This window comes from Alphaproteobacteria bacterium, from assembly GCA_019635875.1.
Classification (GTDB): Bacteria; Pseudomonadota; Alphaproteobacteria; order Reyranellales; family Reyranellaceae; genus JAFAZJ01.
This window is the reverse complement of the sequence record JAHBYP010000013.1, coordinates 87308-104602: the sequence shown is the minus strand read 5'-3', so window position 1 is coordinate 104602 and position 17295 is coordinate 87308. Positions and strand designations below refer to the sequence as shown.

At 69.3% G+C, this 17295-nt stretch carries 16 protein-coding genes; 10 read left to right on the top strand and 6 right to left on the bottom strand.

Annotated elements, in window-relative coordinates:
- Positions 1-18: 18 nt before the first annotated feature.
- Complete coding sequence (locus KF889_29450) at positions 19-1293, bottom strand: FAD-binding oxidoreductase (GenBank protein MBX3503587.1); 1275 nt, start codon at positions 1291-1293, stop codon at positions 19-21.
- On the bottom strand, positions 1290-1958 hold the full coding sequence (locus tag KF889_29445) for a haloacid dehalogenase type II (protein ID MBX3503586.1): 669 nt from the start codon (positions 1956-1958) through the stop codon (positions 1290-1292). The genes KF889_29450 and KF889_29445 overlap by 4 nt, the downstream gene beginning before the upstream one ends.
- Before the next feature lie 206 nt (positions 1959-2164).
- Here KF889_29445 and KF889_29440 point away from each other — a divergent pair, with 206 nt between their 5' ends.
- Together KF889_29440 and KF889_29435 are read left to right on the top strand one after the other, a co-directional pair.
- Positions 2165-3940 (top strand): DEAD/DEAH box helicase, encoded by a 1776-nt coding sequence (locus KF889_29440; GenBank protein MBX3503585.1) that lies wholly within the window; start codon positions 2165-2167, stop codon positions 3938-3940.
- Entirely contained in the window at positions 3940-4182 is a 243-nt protein-coding gene (locus KF889_29435) for an Lrp/AsnC ligand binding domain-containing protein (protein MBX3503584.1), read from the top strand. Before KF889_29440 ends, KF889_29435 begins: the two co-directional genes overlap by 1 nt.
- Here KF889_29435 and KF889_29430 read toward each other — a convergent pair.
- Complete coding sequence (locus tag KF889_29430; protein MBX3503583.1) at positions 4155-5636, bottom strand: hypothetical protein; 1482 nt, start codon at positions 5634-5636, stop codon at positions 4155-4157. The genes KF889_29435 and KF889_29430 overlap by 28 nt on opposite strands.
- Positions 5637-5918: 282 nt before the next feature.
- On the opposite strand from KF889_29430, the gene KF889_29425 reads away from it, so the two are divergent.
- The 3 genes from KF889_29425 to KF889_29415 all read left to right on the top strand — a co-directional run bounded on the left by KF889_29425 (position 5919) and on the right by KF889_29415 (position 6773).
- Positions 5919-6185, top strand: a complete 267-nt coding sequence (locus tag KF889_29425) for a hypothetical protein (GenBank protein MBX3503582.1) — start codon at positions 5919-5921, stop codon at positions 6183-6185.
- Between the two features lie 7 nt (positions 6186-6192).
- Positions 6193-6384, top strand: a complete 192-nt coding sequence (locus KF889_29420; protein MBX3503581.1) for a hypothetical protein — start codon at positions 6193-6195, stop codon at positions 6382-6384.
- Positions 6385-6461: 77 nt separating this feature from the next.
- Positions 6462-6773, top strand: coding sequence for a helix-turn-helix domain-containing protein (locus KF889_29415; protein ID MBX3503580.1), 312 nt, complete (start codon positions 6462-6464; stop codon positions 6771-6773).
- Between the two features lie 4 nt (positions 6774-6777).
- Here the strand turns inward: KF889_29415 and KF889_29410 are convergent, their stop codons facing one another.
- Positions 6778-7941: an iron-containing alcohol dehydrogenase gene (locus tag KF889_29410; GenBank protein MBX3503579.1), complete on the bottom strand. Its 1164-nt coding sequence runs from the start codon at positions 7939-7941 to the stop codon at positions 6778-6780.
- 65 nt (positions 7942-8006) lie between these two features.
- Between KF889_29410 and KF889_29405 the strand changes: the two genes are divergently transcribed.
- The 3 genes from KF889_29405 to KF889_29395 all read left to right on the top strand — a co-directional run bounded on the left by KF889_29405 (position 8007) and on the right by KF889_29395 (position 12967).
- Complete coding sequence (locus tag KF889_29405; GenBank protein ID MBX3503578.1) at positions 8007-8825, top strand: mechanosensitive ion channel family protein; 819 nt, start codon at positions 8007-8009, stop codon at positions 8823-8825.
- A 152-nt stretch (positions 8826-8977) separates the two neighbouring features.
- The gene (locus KF889_29400) at positions 8978-10552 is read left to right on the top strand and encodes an ABC transporter substrate-binding protein (protein MBX3503577.1); all 1575 of its coding nucleotides are present in this window, start codon (positions 8978-8980) and stop codon (positions 10550-10552) included.
- Positions 10553-10783: 231 nt separating this feature from the next.
- Entirely contained in the window at positions 10784-12967 is a 2184-nt protein-coding gene (locus KF889_29395) for a hypothetical protein (GenBank protein ID MBX3503576.1), read from the top strand.
- A gap of 182 nt (positions 12968-13149) precedes the next feature.
- Here the strand turns inward: KF889_29395 and KF889_29390 are convergent, their stop codons facing one another.
- Entirely contained in the window at positions 13150-14646 is a 1497-nt protein-coding gene (locus KF889_29390; protein MBX3503575.1) for a CoA-acylating methylmalonate-semialdehyde dehydrogenase, read from the bottom strand.
- A 203-nt stretch (positions 14647-14849) separates the two neighbouring features.
- Positions 14850-16124, bottom strand: coding sequence for an amidohydrolase/deacetylase family metallohydrolase (locus KF889_29385; protein ID MBX3503574.1), 1275 nt, complete (start codon positions 16122-16124; stop codon positions 14850-14852).
- A gap of 92 nt (positions 16125-16216) precedes the next feature.
- On the opposite strand from KF889_29385, the gene KF889_29380 reads away from it, so the two are divergent.
- Positions 16217-16873, top strand: coding sequence for a helix-turn-helix domain-containing protein (locus KF889_29380; protein MBX3503573.1), 657 nt, complete (start codon positions 16217-16219; stop codon positions 16871-16873).
- On the top strand, positions 16870-17292 hold the full coding sequence (locus KF889_29375; protein ID MBX3503572.1) for a cupin domain-containing protein: 423 nt from the start codon (positions 16870-16872) through the stop codon (positions 17290-17292). Before KF889_29380 ends, KF889_29375 begins: the two co-directional genes overlap by 4 nt.
- Positions 17293-17295: the final 3 nt, after the last annotated feature.

Sequence of the window (17295 nt, the reverse complement as noted above, 5' to 3'; positions counted from 1 at the left end):
CAGAGGCGAGGTACAGCGCTATCGCAGCCGATCCAGCGCCCGGTAGTAGAGGCCGACCAACGGCAGGAACCACGGCTGGCCGAGATGGCCGGGCACCGCCGGCCACGCCAGGTCCTTCAGCGGATTGCGATCGGCGCGGCCCAGCATGGCGTCGGCCATGATCATGCCGAGATGGGTCGAGAGCTGCGCGCCATGGCCGGAATAGCCCATGGCGTACCACACGCCGTCGGCGCGGCCAGCGCGCGGATAGCGATCGCGCGTCATGTCGACCAGCCCGCCCCAGCAATAGTCGATCTCGATCCCGGCCAGATGCGGGAAGATCGCCGCCAGGCCGGCGCGCAGGATGGCGCCGCTTGCCGCATCCGAGCGCTGGTCGGAGCGCGCCGAGAAGCGCGCGCGGCCGCCGAAGATCAGCCGGTTGTCCGGCGACAGCCGGAAGTAATTGCCGATGTTCATCGACGTGACGTAGGTGCGCCGACCCGGCACGCTCGCTTCGATCTCCGCCTCGCTCAGCGGCCGCGTCGCGATCAGGAAGCTGCCGACAGGCACGATGCGCCGGCGGAAATGGCCGAACGGGCCCGAGGTATAGGCGCCGGTGGCCAGCAGCACCTGCTTGGCGCGCAGCGTGCCGCGCGGCGTCGTCAGCTGGTGCCGGCCATCGACCAGCGCACGGCCGACGACCGGCGCGCCCTCGTGGATCACCGCGCCGTGGCGCACCGCGGCCGTCGCGAGGCCCGCCAGGTATCGCCCCATGTGCATCACGGCGCTCTTGCGCGAGAGCATGGCGCCGTGGAACGGTGCGCGAATCTCGCCGTCGAGCTCGGCTGCGCCCAGCAGCGCGGTATCGGCATCGACCTCGCGATGCACCGCCTCGAAATTGCCCGCCAGCGCCGCGAAATGCGCCGGCTTCGAGGCCAGCTTGAGCTTGCCGACGCGGCGGAAGTCGCAGTCGATGCCCTCCTCGGCGACGATCCGCTCGATGGTGTCGATCGAGTCGTCGAGCGCGCGATAGAGCGCGATGGCGCGCTCGGCGCCCAGCTCCGCCTTGGCGGCGAGGAAGCTGTGCGCCAGCCCGTTGTTGAGATGCCCGCCATTGCGGCCCGAGGCGCCGCAGCCGACGCGATCTGCCTCGAGCACCGCCACGCGCGCGCCACCCTGGGCCAGCCGGCGCGCCGCCGCCAGGCCGGTGAAGCCGCCGCCGATCACCGCGACATCCCAGTCGCCCCCGACATCGCCCTCGGCGCCGTCGACAAAGCGCGGCGCCGTGTCATGCCAATAGGATTCGAGCTTCACAGCCCGACGACGGCGGGCAGGCCGGAGATGTCCTTGATCTCGACGTAGCCGTAATAGGGATTGGCCGGCTCGTGCCCGCGATTGACCCAGACCTTGTGGCGGATACCCAGATCGTGCGCCGACATCAGATCGTAGCGGAACGACGACGAGCAATGCAGCACGTCCTCCGGCCCGCAGCCCAGCTGGTCGAGCATGTACTCGAAGGCACGAAGGCGCGGCTTGTAGGCGCCCGCCTGCTCGGCGGTGAAGACGGCGTGGAACGGCGCGCCCAGCTTCGCCACGTTCGAGCCGATCTGCGCGTTCATGGCATTCGACAAGATCACCAGCGGGATCTCCCGCGCCACTTTCGCCAGCCCCGCCGGCACGTCGGGATGCGGCCCCCAGGTCGGCACCCGCTCGTAGATCGCCTGCGCGTCCTCGGGACGGAAGGCCACGCCGTGGCGCCGGCAGGTGCGCTCGACGGCGTTGTGGATGACTTCGGCATAGGGCTTCCAGTCGCCCAGGATCTCGTCGAGCCGGTAGGCGGCGAAGTCGCGGATGAAGTGCGCCATCCCGGCCTCGTCGAATCGCTGCCCGAACAGGTCGCGCGCCGACTCGGCCATCTGGAAGTGGGTCAGCGTGCCGTAGCAGTCGAAGGTGATGTATTTGGGCCGGAAGTCGCTCATGGCCACACCATGGCGCGCCAGGCCCTCGTCGCGCAACCGAGCATGACCGTTTTGCGACGCAGCATGCGCGTTGACAGGCGAAACGCGCACCCTATGATGCGCGTTGTTCAGAACCATGGGCCGGATGCGTCCGCAAGAGACGGTCCCGTCCCTGCCGCCGAGCCCGGGCAAGGCGCCCGCTGACGGCGGATTATTCCGGAATATCAATGACTTTCGACGCGTTGGGGCTGAGCCCCGAAGTTCTCAAGGCGGTGGCCGAGACGGGCTACACCACGCCCACGCCGATCCAGGAACAGGCCATCCCCTACGTCCTCATGGGACGCGACGTTCTGGGCTGCGCCCAGACCGGCACCGGCAAGACGGCCGGCTTCACCCTGCCGATGATCGACATCCTGGCCGCCGGCCGGGCCCGGGCCCGCATGCCGCGCTCGCTGATCCTCGAGCCGACCCGCGAGCTCGCCGCCCAGGTGGCCGAATCGTTCGAGGTCTACGGCAAGTACAACAAGCTCTCGATGGCCCTGCTCATCGGCGGCATGTCGTTCGACGACCAGGAGAAGATCCTCGACCGCGGCGTCGACGTGCTGATCGCCACGCCGGGCCGCCTGCTCGACCATTTCGAGCGCGGCAAGGTGCTGCTCAACGACGTCCGGATCCTGGTCATCGACGAGGCCGACCGCATGCTCGACATGGGCTTCATCCCCGACGTCGAGCGCATCGTCTCGCTGATGCCGACCATCCGCCAGACGCTGTTCTTCTCGGCCACCATGCCGCCGGAGATCCGCAAGCTGGCCGACGCCTTCCTGATGAACCCCAAGGAAGTCACGGTGGCGCGTCCGGCGACCACGGCCTCGACCGTGCAGCAGGGCCTGGCGATCGTGCCGGGCGAGGACAAGCGCGAGGCGCTGCGCCGGCTGATCCGCAACGAGGACGTCAAGAACGCGCTGATCTTCTGCAATCGCAAGAAGGACGTCGACATCCTCTTCCAGTCGCTGCGCAAGCACGGCTTCAGCGTCGGCGCGCTGCACGGCGACATGAGCCAGGCGGTGCGCATGGAGACGCTGGAGCGCTTCAAGCTCGGCGAGATCCGCCTGCTGGTCGCCTCCGACGTCGCCGCGCGCGGCCTGGACATCGACGATCTCAGCCATGTCTTCAATTTCGACGCGCCGTTCCATCCCGACGACTACGTCCATCGCATCGGCCGCACCGGCCGCGCCGGCAAGGCCGGAATCGCCTACACGCTGGCGACCCCAGATGACGGCGGCCTGGTCGAGAACATCGAGAAGCTGATCGGCAAGCCGATTCCGCGCGTCGAGGTGCCCGGCTTCGACGCCGTGGACTTCGATCCCGAAGGCGGCGACGGGCGTCGGCGCGGCCGGGGTCGCGGACGCGGCCGTCCCGAGCCGCGCGGTCGCGGTCGTGGTGGTGAAGGCAGGGGCCGCGACGAGCGCCGGTCGCGGCGCGATCAGGATCGCGACGGCATCGACGATCTGCAGCCGCCGGCACCGATGGACGTGGTGGCCGATCCGCCGGCCGCCGAAGCCGAGGCGGCACGGCCCGAGGGCGAGCGCCCGCCACGCGAGCGGCGGGAGCGTCGCCGCGGTCGCGATCGTGATCGCGACCGCCCGCGTGACGGCGGCGTGACCGAGACCGGCGGCTACGAGGGCCCGACGCGCGCGCGCGCCGGCCGCGAGGATCGCCCGCACGACGAGGCGCCGCGCGAGCGCCGCCGCGAGCGCGAGCCGCGGCGCGATGAGCAGCGCCGCGATGAGCAGCGACACGAGGCGATGCGTCCGGACGACGATCGCCGCGAGCGCCGCCGCGGACGCGGGCGCGATCGCGACGATGGCCCGTCGGTGGTCGGCTTCGGCGATTCGGTGCCGGCCTTCCTGGCCAAGCCGGTGGCGCCGCGCCGGCGCCGGACGGCCGCGGCCTCGACGCCGTCGGCCAGCGAGGCGATCGACGCCGACGGCGCGGGCGGCTGATGCAGACGATCTTCATCCTGGTGAAGTGCGAGCTCGGCAAGGCCTATGCGGTCGCCGACGACGCCGTGCAGAACGTCGAGCAGGTGTCGGAGGTCCACTCGATCTCCGGCTCCTACGATCTGCTGATGAAGTGCTATCTCGACGACGCCACCGATATCGGCCACTTCGTCACCAGCCGCGTGCAGACCCTGCCCGGCATCAAGGACACCTACACCTACATCACCTTCAAGGCCTTCTCCTGAGGCCTGGGCGGCGCGAGGCTGCGCGCCGCCAGCGCCGTGACGACGGCGGCGAAGACGAACATCAGCGGCTCGACCTCGTGGCGGAAGCGGTTGTTCTCCAGCACCTCGACCAGGCAGGTCGCCAGCTCGACGGCGAAGAACAGCGAACCGACGACGAAGGCGGTTGAGCGCAGCGCGTCGCTCTCGGTGTGCCACGACATCCAGCCGCGCGCGAACAGCCACGCGGTGAGCCAGATCGCGACCACCAGCACCACCGGCAGCGACGGCGCGTGGGATTTCTGCGGCCCGCCGCCGATCGGCAGCCACAGGGCGCGGTCGAACACCGCGATGTAGGGCCGCAGCCGCTCGACGTTGTCGCCTTCCGGCGGCGGTCCGTCGTGGCCGCTGCCGAGATAGATGTAGTGGTGGCTGGCGCTGAGGAAAATGCGCACGGCGCGACGGACGTTCTCGAGATAGGTGCCGGGCGACGCCGCGATCATGCACGGCACCGCCTTTGAGAAGCGGCCGGCGGCGGTGAGGATTTCCAGCGAGTTGTAGTCGCGCAGATAGTGCTTCGCCTCGTCCAGGCGCCGGCTGGCGGCGATGAACCTGGCGTCGTGCTGCACGTAGGGCCGATAGGAATCGGTCCAGGCGAAGGCGCCGAGCTCGACGATCGGATCGCAGCCGCCGCGCTGCATCGTCTCGCGCAGCGCCGGACGCGGCACGTCCACGGTCACCATGCGCGCCGCGTTCATCGGCCCCCAGGAGCTGGCGGCGAAGCTGTCGAACAGCGCCCAGTTCTTGGCGTAGACCAGCAGCGGCAACGAGGCCGATGCCGCCAGCAGGGGCAGGAAGCGGCGCAGCCGGGCGCCGCGCCAGGGCAGGCAGGCCAATGCGCAGGCCAGCGGCACCATGGCGATATGGAAGGTCGGGCGGCTGAGCGTCAGCGTCCACATCGCCAGCACGAAGCCGAGGAAGGCGGCGCGGCGCTGCGGGCCATCGAGCTCGATCGCGCACCACGTGCCCAGCAGCACCATGGCGGCGACGAAGCTGGTCGACAGCGGGAAGTTCTCGTAGAGCAGCGCCGCCGGCATCACCGCGAAGATCGCCGCCGCGACGAAGGCGACGCCGACCGCGCCGCTCAACCGGGTGATCAGGCGATAGATCAGCACGCTCGACAGCAGGTTCGAGCCGATGGCGGTGGCGTAGAGCAGGCTCGCATCGCCAAGCAGCTTCAGCGACACGCCATAGAGCAGGTTCCACAGCGGCGGCTGGCTGTGCATGTACCACACGCCGGCGATGAGATCGTCGCGCAGGATCTGCGGGCTCTGGAACTGCCAGTGATCGGGAAGCTGCGCCGGCGGCGCGACGCCGACGGCCAGCGCAATGAGCCTCGCCGTGACGAAGAGAACGAGAAGCGCCGGCAGATGCCAGTCGCGCGACTGCGCGGCCATCCGGCCAAGCTCGGCTGGCATGCCCGCGCCTCCATACGCCACCGCTTACCGGGATCGGCAACGGGCCCTCGGGATGGAGGTTCCCTCGGCGGAGCGACCCTGCCCGACGTCACCGGTTGATCACAGCTGCGGTGCCCCGGGGAACAGACACGACCGCCGTAGAGGTGGAAATTGCCACTCCAGAGAGGTTCATCCATTTTGGTTCATTGCCTGCGCGACAATCGCGCCGGCCGGTCATAGAAGTTCCCGCAGCTTCAGTGCGGCTGCGGTAACAACCCAAGGCTGCACACCGGCGATACCGACATGAGGGGTGGCTCCAGCATGTGCAAGACGTTCTTCCTCAAGCCCGGTCATCTCGCGCGCTGCGATGGCCTCTGGTACGAGCCCGGCATCCTGCTGGCCGTCGGCAAGCGCGACCGCGTCGAGCTGTTCACCGCCCGCCAGGGCATGCCCGAAAGCAGCTGCGGCACCTTCAGCTACAAGCAGCTCGACCGTCGCGAGCCGCCCGCCGGCCTGCTCGACGCCGACAAGACCTGGAACGAGCTGGCGACCGCCAAGGCGGTCCACTGAGCCCCCCATGGAACGCATCGTCCGACTCCACGTCGAGCTGCAGCCCGAGGGCACCTATCTCGGCGCCAGCGCCGACCTGCCGGGCCTCGTCGCCAGAGGCCGCACCGTCAACGAGACGCTCGACAGCGCCGAGACCGTCGTGCGCAACCTGCTCGCCAACGCCGGCTTCGCCTTCGACCCGCTGGTGATCCTGGCCTGAACACAGGCCATCCGCCGACGAATCCGGCCGAAGAACACCACCGTGTACTAGACTCCGCTCGACGCGGAGACCCCTCCATGAAGATCAAGCCAGTCCGGACGAAAGCCGACTCCGACCGCTTCGACGTGCTTGCGACCCTGATCGAGGCCTACGAGCCCAAGCGCTGGCCGATCGACAAGCCCTCGCCGGTCGACGCCATCCTCTATCGCATGGAGGCCGCGGGCTATACCCAGGGCGATCTCGCTCGCCTGCTCGGCTCACGCTCGCGCGCGTCGGAAGTGCTGAGCCGCAAGCGTCCGCTGACGCTGGCGATGATCCGCAAGCTCAGCCGGGAATGGAACATCCCGGCCGACTGCCTGATCGACACCGAGGATCGCGCCGCGGCCTGAAGGCCTACGCCCACACCTTCTTGTACAGCTCGACGATCTCGTCTTTCGTCGGCACGCGCGGGTTGTTGTTGGGCGAGCCGGAGGCCAGGGCCTGCTCGGCCATGGTCGGCATCAGCGAGACGTATTTCGACTCGTCGATGCCGTAGGCCTTGGGCGTCGGCACCTTGAGGTCGGTGTTCAGCTTCGAGAGCGAATCGAGCAGCAGCGCCACCGCGGTCTGGTCGGAGACCTCGTCGCCGGCCACGCCCATGGCGCGCGCGCAATCGGCGTAGCGGTCGAGCGCGGCGTTGGCCGAGAAGGCGGTGATCGCCGGCAGCAGCATGGCGTTGGAGAGGCCGTGCGGCACGTGGAAAAACGCGCCGATCGGCCGGCTCATGCCGTGCACCAGCGCCACCGATGAATTCGAGAACGCCATGCCGGCCTGGGTCGCGGCCAGCATCATCTTCTCGCGCGCGGCGCGGTTGTCGGGCTGGTCGCAGACGGTGCGGATGTTGTCGTGGATCAGCCGCATCGCCGATTTCGCCAGGCTGTCGGCGTGCGGGCTGGCGCGCTTGCTGACATAGGCCTCGATGGCGTGGGTCAGCGAATCGATGCCGGTGTCGGCGGTCAGCCGGTACGGCTTGGTCAGGGTCAGCTCGTAGTCGACGATGGCGGCGGCGGCCATGCAGGGCACGCCGGCGATCAGCATCTTCTCGTCGGTCTCGGTGTCGGTGATCACGGTGAAGCGGGTCACCTCCGAGCCGGTGCCGGCGGTGGTCGGGATCGCCACCAGCGGCAGGCCCTGTTTCGGGATCGGGTTGGGCACCTTGTACTGGCGCATCTTGCCGCCATTCGCCGCCAGCACGCTCATCGCCTTCGCCGTGTCGATCGGCGAGCCGCCGCCGAAGGCCACCAGGCTGTCGTAATTGCCGGCCTTCAGCGCCGCCACGCCGGCCTCGATCACGTCGGTGGTGGGATCCTCGACGGTGTCGGAGAAGACATCGAACTCGACGCCCGCCTTGGTCAGCGCGTCGGTGCAGGCCGCGAGCTTGCCGCTGCTCACCATGAACTTGTCGGTGACCACCAGCGGGCGCGAGCCGCCGACCTGCCTCAAGGTGTCGGCGACCTGCGCCACGGCGCCGCCGCCGATGACGATGACGCGCGGCGTCAGGATGGTGGCAATGCTCATGCGGGCGCTCCTCGGGCGGATCTCGCCACCGAGTCTAGCAGGGAACGCATCCGCCGAAATCCCGTTTGAACACCATGGATCTCGACGTGAGATGGGGCGAGCCGGGCAACGTGGTGATCGGCCTGATCGCCGTCTACGGCATGCGCGTCGTGGGTGCCATTCTCGTCCTGCTGCTGGGCTGGTGGGCGTCGCGATTCGCCTTCAGGACGGTATCGCGCCTGTTCAGCCGCGCCCGCCGTTTCGATCCCACGGTGGCGCTGTTCATCGCCAATGGCGCCCGCTATGCCGTCATCGTACTGACCTTCGTCGGCGTGCTCACCACCTTCGGCGTCGCGACGGCGAGCTTCGTGGCGGTGCTGGGCGCGCTGGGCCTGACCATCGGCCTGGCGCTGCAAGGCACGCTGAGCCAGCTTGCCGCCGGCATCATGCTAGTGCTGTTCCGCCCCTTCCGGATCGGCGACGTGATAGAGACCGGCGGACAGGTCGGCGCCATCCGCGTGATCAACCTGTTCTACACCGAGGTCGAGACGGTCGATGGCTCGCGCGTCGTGCTGCCCAACGGCAAGCTGTGGGGCGACATCGTGCGCGTGCACACACGCGGCGACCACCGGCGCCTGGACCTGCGCGTGCAGATGCCGCGCCACGAGAACATCGGCAACGCGATCGCCTTCGTGCGCGACCTGATCGGAAGCGACCGGCGGGTGCGGGGCGAGCCCGTGGTCGGCGTCGAGTCGCTCAACGACAATGGCTTCGTCGTGCTGGCCCAGCCCTGGGTGCGTGTCGAGGACTTCCAGCCCGTGCAGTTCGACCTCAATCGCCGCCTGCGCGAAGCGCTTCAGCAGCGCGAGACGGAGCGCCAGCACAAGCCCGCCAGCGCCGCGTAAGGCTTCGTCCTTCTCCCCGACGGGGCCGGGCGACAGAAGCTGAAACGGTCCTTGCCCAGTCCCGCCCAACAGGCCCACGATACCCGCGCTGTATCCCCCTCCACGAACAGCGGCGGCCAGCCGCGTGCAGGACGAACCGGGAGGATTTCAGCATGCGATCGATCCGCTTGTTGGCTACCGCGTTGGCGTTCGCTTCGGCCCTGGGCGTCGCCGTCGGCACCGCCGGCGCGCAGACCACGTTGCGCGTGGTCAACCATTCCGATCTCAAGGTCATCGACCCGATCTGGACGACGGCCTACATCGTGCGCAACCACGGCTACATGATCTACGACACCCTCTTCGCGCTGGACGGCAAGCTGCAGGTCCAGCCGCAGATGGTCGACACCTGGTCGCTGTCCGACGACAAGCTGACCTACACCTTCAAGCTGCGCGACGGGCTGGAGTGGCACGACGGCCAGCCGGTCACCACGGCCGACGTCATCCCCTCGATCAAGCGCTGGGCCACGCGCGATCCGCTTGGCCAGCTGATGATGAAGATTGTCAAGGACATCGCCGCGATCGACGCCAGGAGCTTCCGCGTCGTGCTGAGCGAGCCGTCGCCGCTCTTGATGATGGGCTTCTCCAAGCCATCGGGCGCGCTCTTCATCATGCCCAAGCGGGTGGCCGAGACCGATCCCTTCACGCAGCTCTCGGACACGACCGGCTCAGGCCCGTTCATCTTCAAGAAGGACGAGTGGAAGCCCGGCGACAAGACCGTCTACGTCAAGAATCCCAAGTACAAGCCGCGCAGCGAGCCGCCCTCGGGCCTGGCCGGCGGCAAGGTCGCCAAGGTCGATCGCGTCGAATGGGTGGCGATGTCCGACCAGCAGACCGTGGTCAACGCGCTGATCAACGGCGAGATCGACATGATCGAGTCGCCGCAGTTCGACCTGTTCCCGCTCTTCGCCAAGGACAAGAATATCGAGCTGTTCGCCGCCAATCCGCTCGGCCTGCAGTACCTCTTCCGCTTCAACGTGCTGCACAAGCCGTTCGACAACCCGAAGATCCGCCAGGCGCTGCTCTACGGCTTCAACCAGGAGGACTACCTGAAGGCGGTGATCGGCGATCCAAAGTATTACCGCTCCTGCAAGGCGATGTTCATGTGCGACACGCCGCTGGCCTCGACCAAGGGCTGGGACGACAAGCTCAACTCGAACATCGAGAAGGCGCGCGCGCTGGTGCGCGAAGCCGGCTACGACGGCACGCCCGTCGTCCTGCTGGGCACGACGGATCTCTACGTGCTCAACAACCTCGCGCCGGTCGCCAAGGCGCAGATGGAGCGCATCGGCCTGAAGGTCGACATGCAGCAGATGGACTGGTCGACCCTGGTGGCGCGCCGTGCCAAGAAGGAGCCGCCGCCGGTCGGCTGGAACGCGCTGCTGACCGCCGCCGCCTCGGTCGACATCGTCAACCCGCTGGTCAACTCGATGACCAATGCCGCCTGCGACGGCGCCTGGTTCGGCTGGGCCTGCGATCCGAAGCTGGTCGAGTTGCGCGCCGACTTCGCGCGGGCGACCGACCTCGCCAGGCAGAAGGCGATCGTCGAGGAGATCCAGCTGCGCATCGTCGAATATCCGACGCACATCTTCCTCGGCCAGTGGAACCAGCCGATCGCGCGCCGCACCTCGGTCAGCGGCAACATCGAATCGGCGGTGACGGTGTTCTGGAACATCGAGAAGAAGAAGTAGGGCGTTTCATCACGCCCTCTCCCCGCTTGCGGGGAGAGGGTTGGGGTGAGGGGTCGTTTCAGGTTGGGCACAGCCGTGGTGCGCGGCTTGCGGCAGCCCCTCACCCCGACCCTCTCCCCGCAAGCGGGGAGAGGGAGCTGAATGTTGGGCATCATTGTGCGCTTTGCGTGGCGGCGGGAACCGCGCGAGCGCGATGCCGTTTTTTTCCCCGCCCTCTGCGGAGCCAAGACCATGAACGCCATCTCCCGCCGCCTCGCGCTCTGTGCGTTGCTGGGCGCGCTGCCGGCATCCGGCGCCGTGGCGCAGGACTTCCCGCCCGCCGGCTACGCGCCGCTGCTGTTCAACCGCGAGCCCGCGGTCCATGTCTTCCGCCTCTCGGGCATGCCCTGGATCTGCGCCGCCCAGTCCTTCTGCAAGCCGATCCGCATCGAGGGCATCGCCGAACGCGACCTGGCGGGCGCCACCCTCCAGCCGCTGGGCTTCGCCGAGCGGCGCTACCACCTCTCCTTCCAGCACCCGAGCCACGACAAGGGCCGGCCGGTGGTGCTGGGCTGCCGCGACGATCAATGCACCCGGATCGACTCGCGCACCGGCGAGGCCGCGCATCTCGGCACCTTCAGCGTGCGCCAGGGCGATCAGGTCGCCTTGCGCAGCGCCATCCTGCGCAGGCTCGACGATCGCGACGGGCGCTCGCAGATCCTGTGGTGCGCCGAGACCTGCGCCGAGCTTCCGCTGACGCGCGACAGCGAGTACCGGCTGGCCTTCATGGGCAGCGCCAGCCACGAGGGCCGCGAGCGCGCCTGGCTGCGCGATCGCGACGGCACGGTCATATCCTGCGTGCAGCCCGAGCTCGACGTCACCGACCGGCTGGAATGCGAGCGCACCGCGCTGAACCTGGGCGATTTCCCCGGCGCGCCGCCACCCTCTCCCCCGCCGCCCCCGCCGCCGACCAACACCGAGGCTGATCGCCTCACCCTGGCGGCGGCGATCAACCGCGCCCTGCTGGCCGACGACGTGCTGCGCGCCGAGCCGATGATCGCCGACGCCGTCAGGCGCTACCCCAACCACATGGCGACCTGGGGCCCGTTCCAGCAGCGACTGGCCAACATCAAGGCCAACCAGGCGCGCGCGGCGAAGATCGAGGAAGCCCGCCGCCTGATCGCCGAGGCGCGTCGCCTCGCCAGCTTCGGCGACTTCGCCGGCGCCGAGCGCCTGCTGCAGGAGGCCGACCGTACCTCGCCGAATTTCGCCGAGACCGCCAAGGCGCGCACCGACATCGCCGCCCTGCGCATCGAGCGCGACGGGCGCCATCGCGAGCGCTATCAGCTCAACGCCGCGATCGACCGGGCGCTCTCGACCTATGCGTTGTGGGAGGCCGAGCGGCTGATCACCGAGGCGCTGCGCCGCTTCCCCACCGATCCGGAGTTCCGTGCCGACGCCAACCGCCTGGCGCAGATCCGCCAGACCAGCGACTGGCTCAACCGCCTGGCGCAGGCGCGCGTCGCCGTCACCGTCGGCCGCCGCGCACTCGACCGCAACGAGTTCGGCGAGACCGAGCGGCAGCTGGCGATCGCCGACGACCTGACGCCGGGCCTGCCCGAGGCCAATCAGCTGCGCGCCGATCTCGGCCGCGCGCGCGTGCGCGCCCAGGCCGAAGGCGAACAGTTCCGCTTGCTGCTGGCGGCCTTCGAGGCAGCGATCCTCGGCCGGCGCTTCGAGGAGGCCGACCGGCTGCTGGCAGACGGCGCGCGGCGCTATCCCGACCGGCCGGACTGGGCCGAGCATCGCCGCCGGCTGGCCGCGGCGCGCGGCGGCGACGACCGCCAGGTGCGCGAGCAGCGCGAGCGGCGCGAGCGGGCGCAGGCGATCGTTGCCCAGGCGCGCCAGGCCGCCGGGCGGGGCGACTACGCCCGCGCGCTGGCGCTGCTCAACGAGGCGCAGGAACTGGCGCCGGGCCTGCCCGACATCGCCGTCGCGCGCGCCGATGTCGAGCGCCAGCGCGCCGACCGCCAGCGCCAGGAAGCCGAGCTGCGCGCCACCCTGGCCTCGATCGACGCCGCCATCGCGCGTGGCCAGCTCGACAATGCCGAGCGCCTGCTGGCCGACGGCAGGCGCCGCTATCCGCAGCACGGCGGCTGGGACACGCTCGCCCGCCGCATCGCCGACGCGCGGCGCGACGCGGCGGCCAAGCCGCCCGGCCAAGCCGAGCCCAAGCCCGATCCGCAAATCGTGCTGCGGGTGCGCGCGCTGGTGATCCAGGCGCGCGCCCTGATCGCGCGCAACGATCTCGACGACGCGGAGAAGGCCGTCATCGAGGCCGAGCGGCTGGGCGCGCGCATGCCCGACGTGATCGCGGTGCGCGCCGAACTCGAAGCCGCCGAACGCCGCGCCAATCGCCGACGCGGGAAGAATTAGGATCTGCCTTCCGCCGGATGGGCAGGGCTATCGCATATGGGTTGGCCTTCTGCTCCCTCTCCCCGCTTGCGGGGAGAGGGTTGGGGTGAGGGGCTGCCGCAAGTGACGCACCACGGCTGTGCCCAACCTGAAACGACCCCTCACCCCGACCCTCTCCCCGCGAGCGGGGAGAGGGAGAAGTGCTACGTCCGTGCCCGGAAGTTGAACTCGGCGCCGGCGCGGATGCCGGTGGGCCAGCGCGCGGTGATGGTCTTCAGCTTGGTGTAGAAGCGCACGCCTTCCATGCCGTAGATGCCGTGGTCGCCGAACACCGAGGCCTTCCAGCCGCCGAAGCTGTGATAGGCGACCGGCACCGGGATCGGCACGTTGATGCCGACCATGCCGATCTTGACGTTGCTGGCGAAGGTGCGCGCGGCATCGCCGTCGCGGGTGAAGATCGCCGTGCCGTTGCCGTAGGCGTGGTCGTTGACCAGCTTGATCGCCTCGTCGAAGCCGTCGGTGCGCACCACCGAGAGCACCGGGCCGAAGATCTCGTCCTTGTAGATGGTCATGTCGGGCTTCACCTGGTCGAACAGGCAGCCGCCCATGAAGTTGCCGTTCTCGTAGCCCTGCAGCTTCAGCCCGCGGCCGTCGACGACGAGCTTCGCGCCTTCCTTCACGCCCTGGTCGACATAGCCCATCACCTTGTCGCGGTGCTGGCGCGTCACCAGCGGGCCCATCTCCGATTGCGGATCGAGGCCCGGCCCGACCTTCAGCGCCGAGACGCGCGGCGCCAGCTTCTCGATCAGCTTGTCGCCGATGCCGCCGACCGCCACCGCCACCGAGATCGCCATGCAGCGCTCGCCGGCCGCACCGTAACCGGCGCCGATCAGCGCGTCGGTCGCTTGGTCGAGATCGGCGTCGGGCATGATCACCATGTGGTTCTTGGCACCGCACAGCGCCTGCACGCGCTTATTCATCGACGTGCCCTTGTGATAGACGTATTCGCCGATCGCGGTCGAGCCGACGAAGGAGATCGCCGGCACGTCGGGATGCTCGAGCAGCGCGTCGACCGCGACCTTGTCGCCGTTGAGCACCTGGAAGATGCCGGCCGGCGCGCCGGCCTCGGCATAGAGCTCGGCCAGCAGCATCGGCGCGCTGGGATCCTTCTCCGACGGCTTGAGGATGAAGGCGTTGCCGCAGGCCACCGCCATGGCGCCCATCCAGCACGGGATCATGATCGGGAAGTTGAACGGCGTGATGCCGGCGACCACGCCCAGCGGCTGGCGGATCGACCAGGTGTCCATGTCGGACGCCACCTGCTCGGTGAAATCGCCCTTCATGTGATGGGCGATGCCGCAGGCGAACTCCACCACCTCCAGGCCGCGGCCGACCTCGCCCTTGGCGTCGTCGAAGGTCTTGCCGTGCTCGAGCGAGAGGTGGCGCGCCAGATCGTCGAGCCGCTTCTCGATCAGGCCCTTGAGATTGAACATCACGCGCTGGCGGCGCAGCGGCGGCGTATTGGCCCAGGCAAGCTGCGCCTTCTTCGCCACCTGCACCGCGGCGTCGATCTCGCCCACCGACGCGAACGCCACCCTGGCCGTGACCTCGCCGGTCGCCGGATTGGTGATGTCGCCGGTGCGCCCGCTGCTGCCGTTGACGACCTTGCCGCCGATGTAGTGCCCGATCTGCGCGACCATCTTGTCCCTCGTGTCTGGATTTCGGCGCGTTCTAGCATCCGAGACCCCGGGGGCAAAGCGGCAGGACCTCCTACCTTCCCCCGGAGGGGGAAGGTGCCCGAAGGGCGGATGGGGGATGCCTCAACGACGTCGGTGTCCGGCTTCGACATCCCCCTTCCGGCGCTGCGCGCCACCTTCCCCCTCCGGGGGAAGATAATTCTCCCTTACGCCGCGACCGCCTGCGGCAGGATGGGCGCCGCCGCGTCGTGGCGCTTGCCGGCGCGCAGGCAGAAGAGCGGGCTGAGCATGCGGTCGGCGATGACCTCGGTGCCCTCGTTGTCCGACAGCCGGAAGCGGCCGCGATCGTCGGCCAGGACCGAGACATCGGCGATCGCACCCGGCCGCAGGGTCCCGATCTCGTCCGCCATGCCGAGCATCGCCGCGGCGTTGGTCGTGACCATCGGCACGACCTGCTTCAGCGTCAGGCCCAGCGCCAGCAATTCGGTCATGGCGTAGCTGAGGCTGAAGCGCGCCGAGCCGGCGAAGGGATGCGCCTCCGCCTCGTCGGGGTGCGTCGCGGGCGTGCCCGGTGGCGGCGGCACCCTGGTGTTGTAGCCGTGCATGTCCGCACCCAACGTGTCGGGCAGAATGCCGGCCTCCAGCGCCAGCCGCGCCATGCGGAAGCTGAAATGGCTGCCGTGGCCGACATCGATCTTCAAGCCGCGCGCGATCGCCGCCTCGACGATCGGATGCACGCGGCCGTCCCTGTCGATGAAGCCGCCGGGATGGCGCGTGAAGGGATGGGCGAGGATGTCGCCCGGCCGCATCAGTTCGACGATGTCAGGCAGGATGCCGTCGGGATCGACGCCGTTGGCGCCGCTTTCCGGCAGCGGCCAGAGCTGGCCGAAATGGATGTAGATCGGCAGGTCCGCCTGGCGGCCGATCTCGGCCGCCTTGCGCATCACCTCGATGCCCCAGCGCGCGAAGCCGCCGATCTCGGCATGGGCCTTGATGCCGCGCACGAGATCGCGATTGGCATGGGTCGCCCTCACCGTGGCGTCGACGTCGACGCCGTCGGGGCCGTAGAGGTTCGGGTAGAAATGGCCTTCCAGCCCGCCGACGACATAGGCGGAGATGAACGCCAGCACGCGGCTCGCGGCCGGCTGGGCGATGAAGTGGCGGAAGCCGGGGAAGGTCATGCAGGACGGGCCGCCCTGGTCGACCAGCGTGGTCACGCCGCTTTGCACGCCCACCATGTCGGCCGGCAGGCCGAAGCGGCCGGAGACGTGGGTATAGACGTGCGCGTGGGTGTCGATCATGCCCGGCAGCACGATGCGGCCGCGCACATCGGCGACCGCACGCGCGGTGCTCGGCAGGTTGGCCTGCACCGCCGCGATGCGGCCATCGCGGATCGCCACATCGGCCATGCCGTCGCGGCCGGTGGCGGGATCGACGACGTGACCGCCGCGCAGGATGAGGTCGTAAGGGGCATCGCTCATCCCCGAAACCATGCAAACGGCGCACCATCGTGCGTTTGCACACTGTGCAAACTAGTTTGCATTGTGGACAATCCTGGATTAGCCTCCGCGTCATGCCATCGGATACCGAACTCGCCCTAACCATCGGCGCGCGCCTGCGCGGCGCGCGGCAGCGGCAGGGCCGCACGCTCGAGCATGTCGCCGCGGCGGCCGGCCTGTCGGTCGCCTTCCTGTCGCGGCTGGAACGCGGCGCGGCCAACGCCTCGATCGGCAACCTGATCGGCCTGGCGAGCGCGCTGGGTCAGCCGCTCGCCGCCCTGTTCGAGGATATCGGCGCCGAGACGCCGCGCTACGTGCTGCGCCGTGCCGCCGACCCGGCTGCGAATTGGCTGCGCAGCCCGGCCGGCTATGCCTGGCGTCGGCTGGGCGGCGATCTGCGCGGCGCGCGGCTGGATGCCTTCGAGCTGGTCTTTCCCGCCAGCCCGCGCAAGGCGATCGAGCTGGTGTCGCACGAGGGCGAGGAGTTCCTCGAGCTCACGCAGGGCCGGCTCGAGTTCCATCTCGGCCGCGAGCTTCTGGAGATGGCGCCGGGCGACACGCTGCATTTCGACGCCGCGATCCCGCATATGGGTCGCGCGCTGGGCAACGCGCCGGCGCATCTCTTGATGGTGCACACCTTGAGCGGCGCCGCGACGCAGGCGCCGCCGGCGTTCCGCGCGCTGCGCGACATCAGGCCCGCGACCAACCTGTCGGCGAGGAGGAGAGCATGAGCGAGACCCATCAGGCGCCCATCGCGCGGCATGTCGACGACATCGAGTGGGAGACGATCCGCTGGCCCGGCGAGACCGGCAAGATGCTGTTCCATCCCCGGCCGGACAATCCCACCGAGCCCAACGCTGGCCTGCTGAAGCTCGAGCCGGGCGGCTGGCATCCGCTGCATCGCCACGACTTCGCGCAGGTCTGGTACGTGCTCGACGGCACCTTCCATATCGGCGGCAGGGATTACGGGCCGGGCACGATGATCTGGCATCCCGATCCGCACTACGAGGAGGAGCTGCGCACCGCGACCGGCGGCACGATGCTGATCGTGCAGTATCCCGGCCCGACCACCGGCGGCCGGCCGATCTACGACAAGCGCTTCAACATGGCCGAGCGCAAGGCGGTCGAGCAGGAGCGCACGGACCTCTGACGG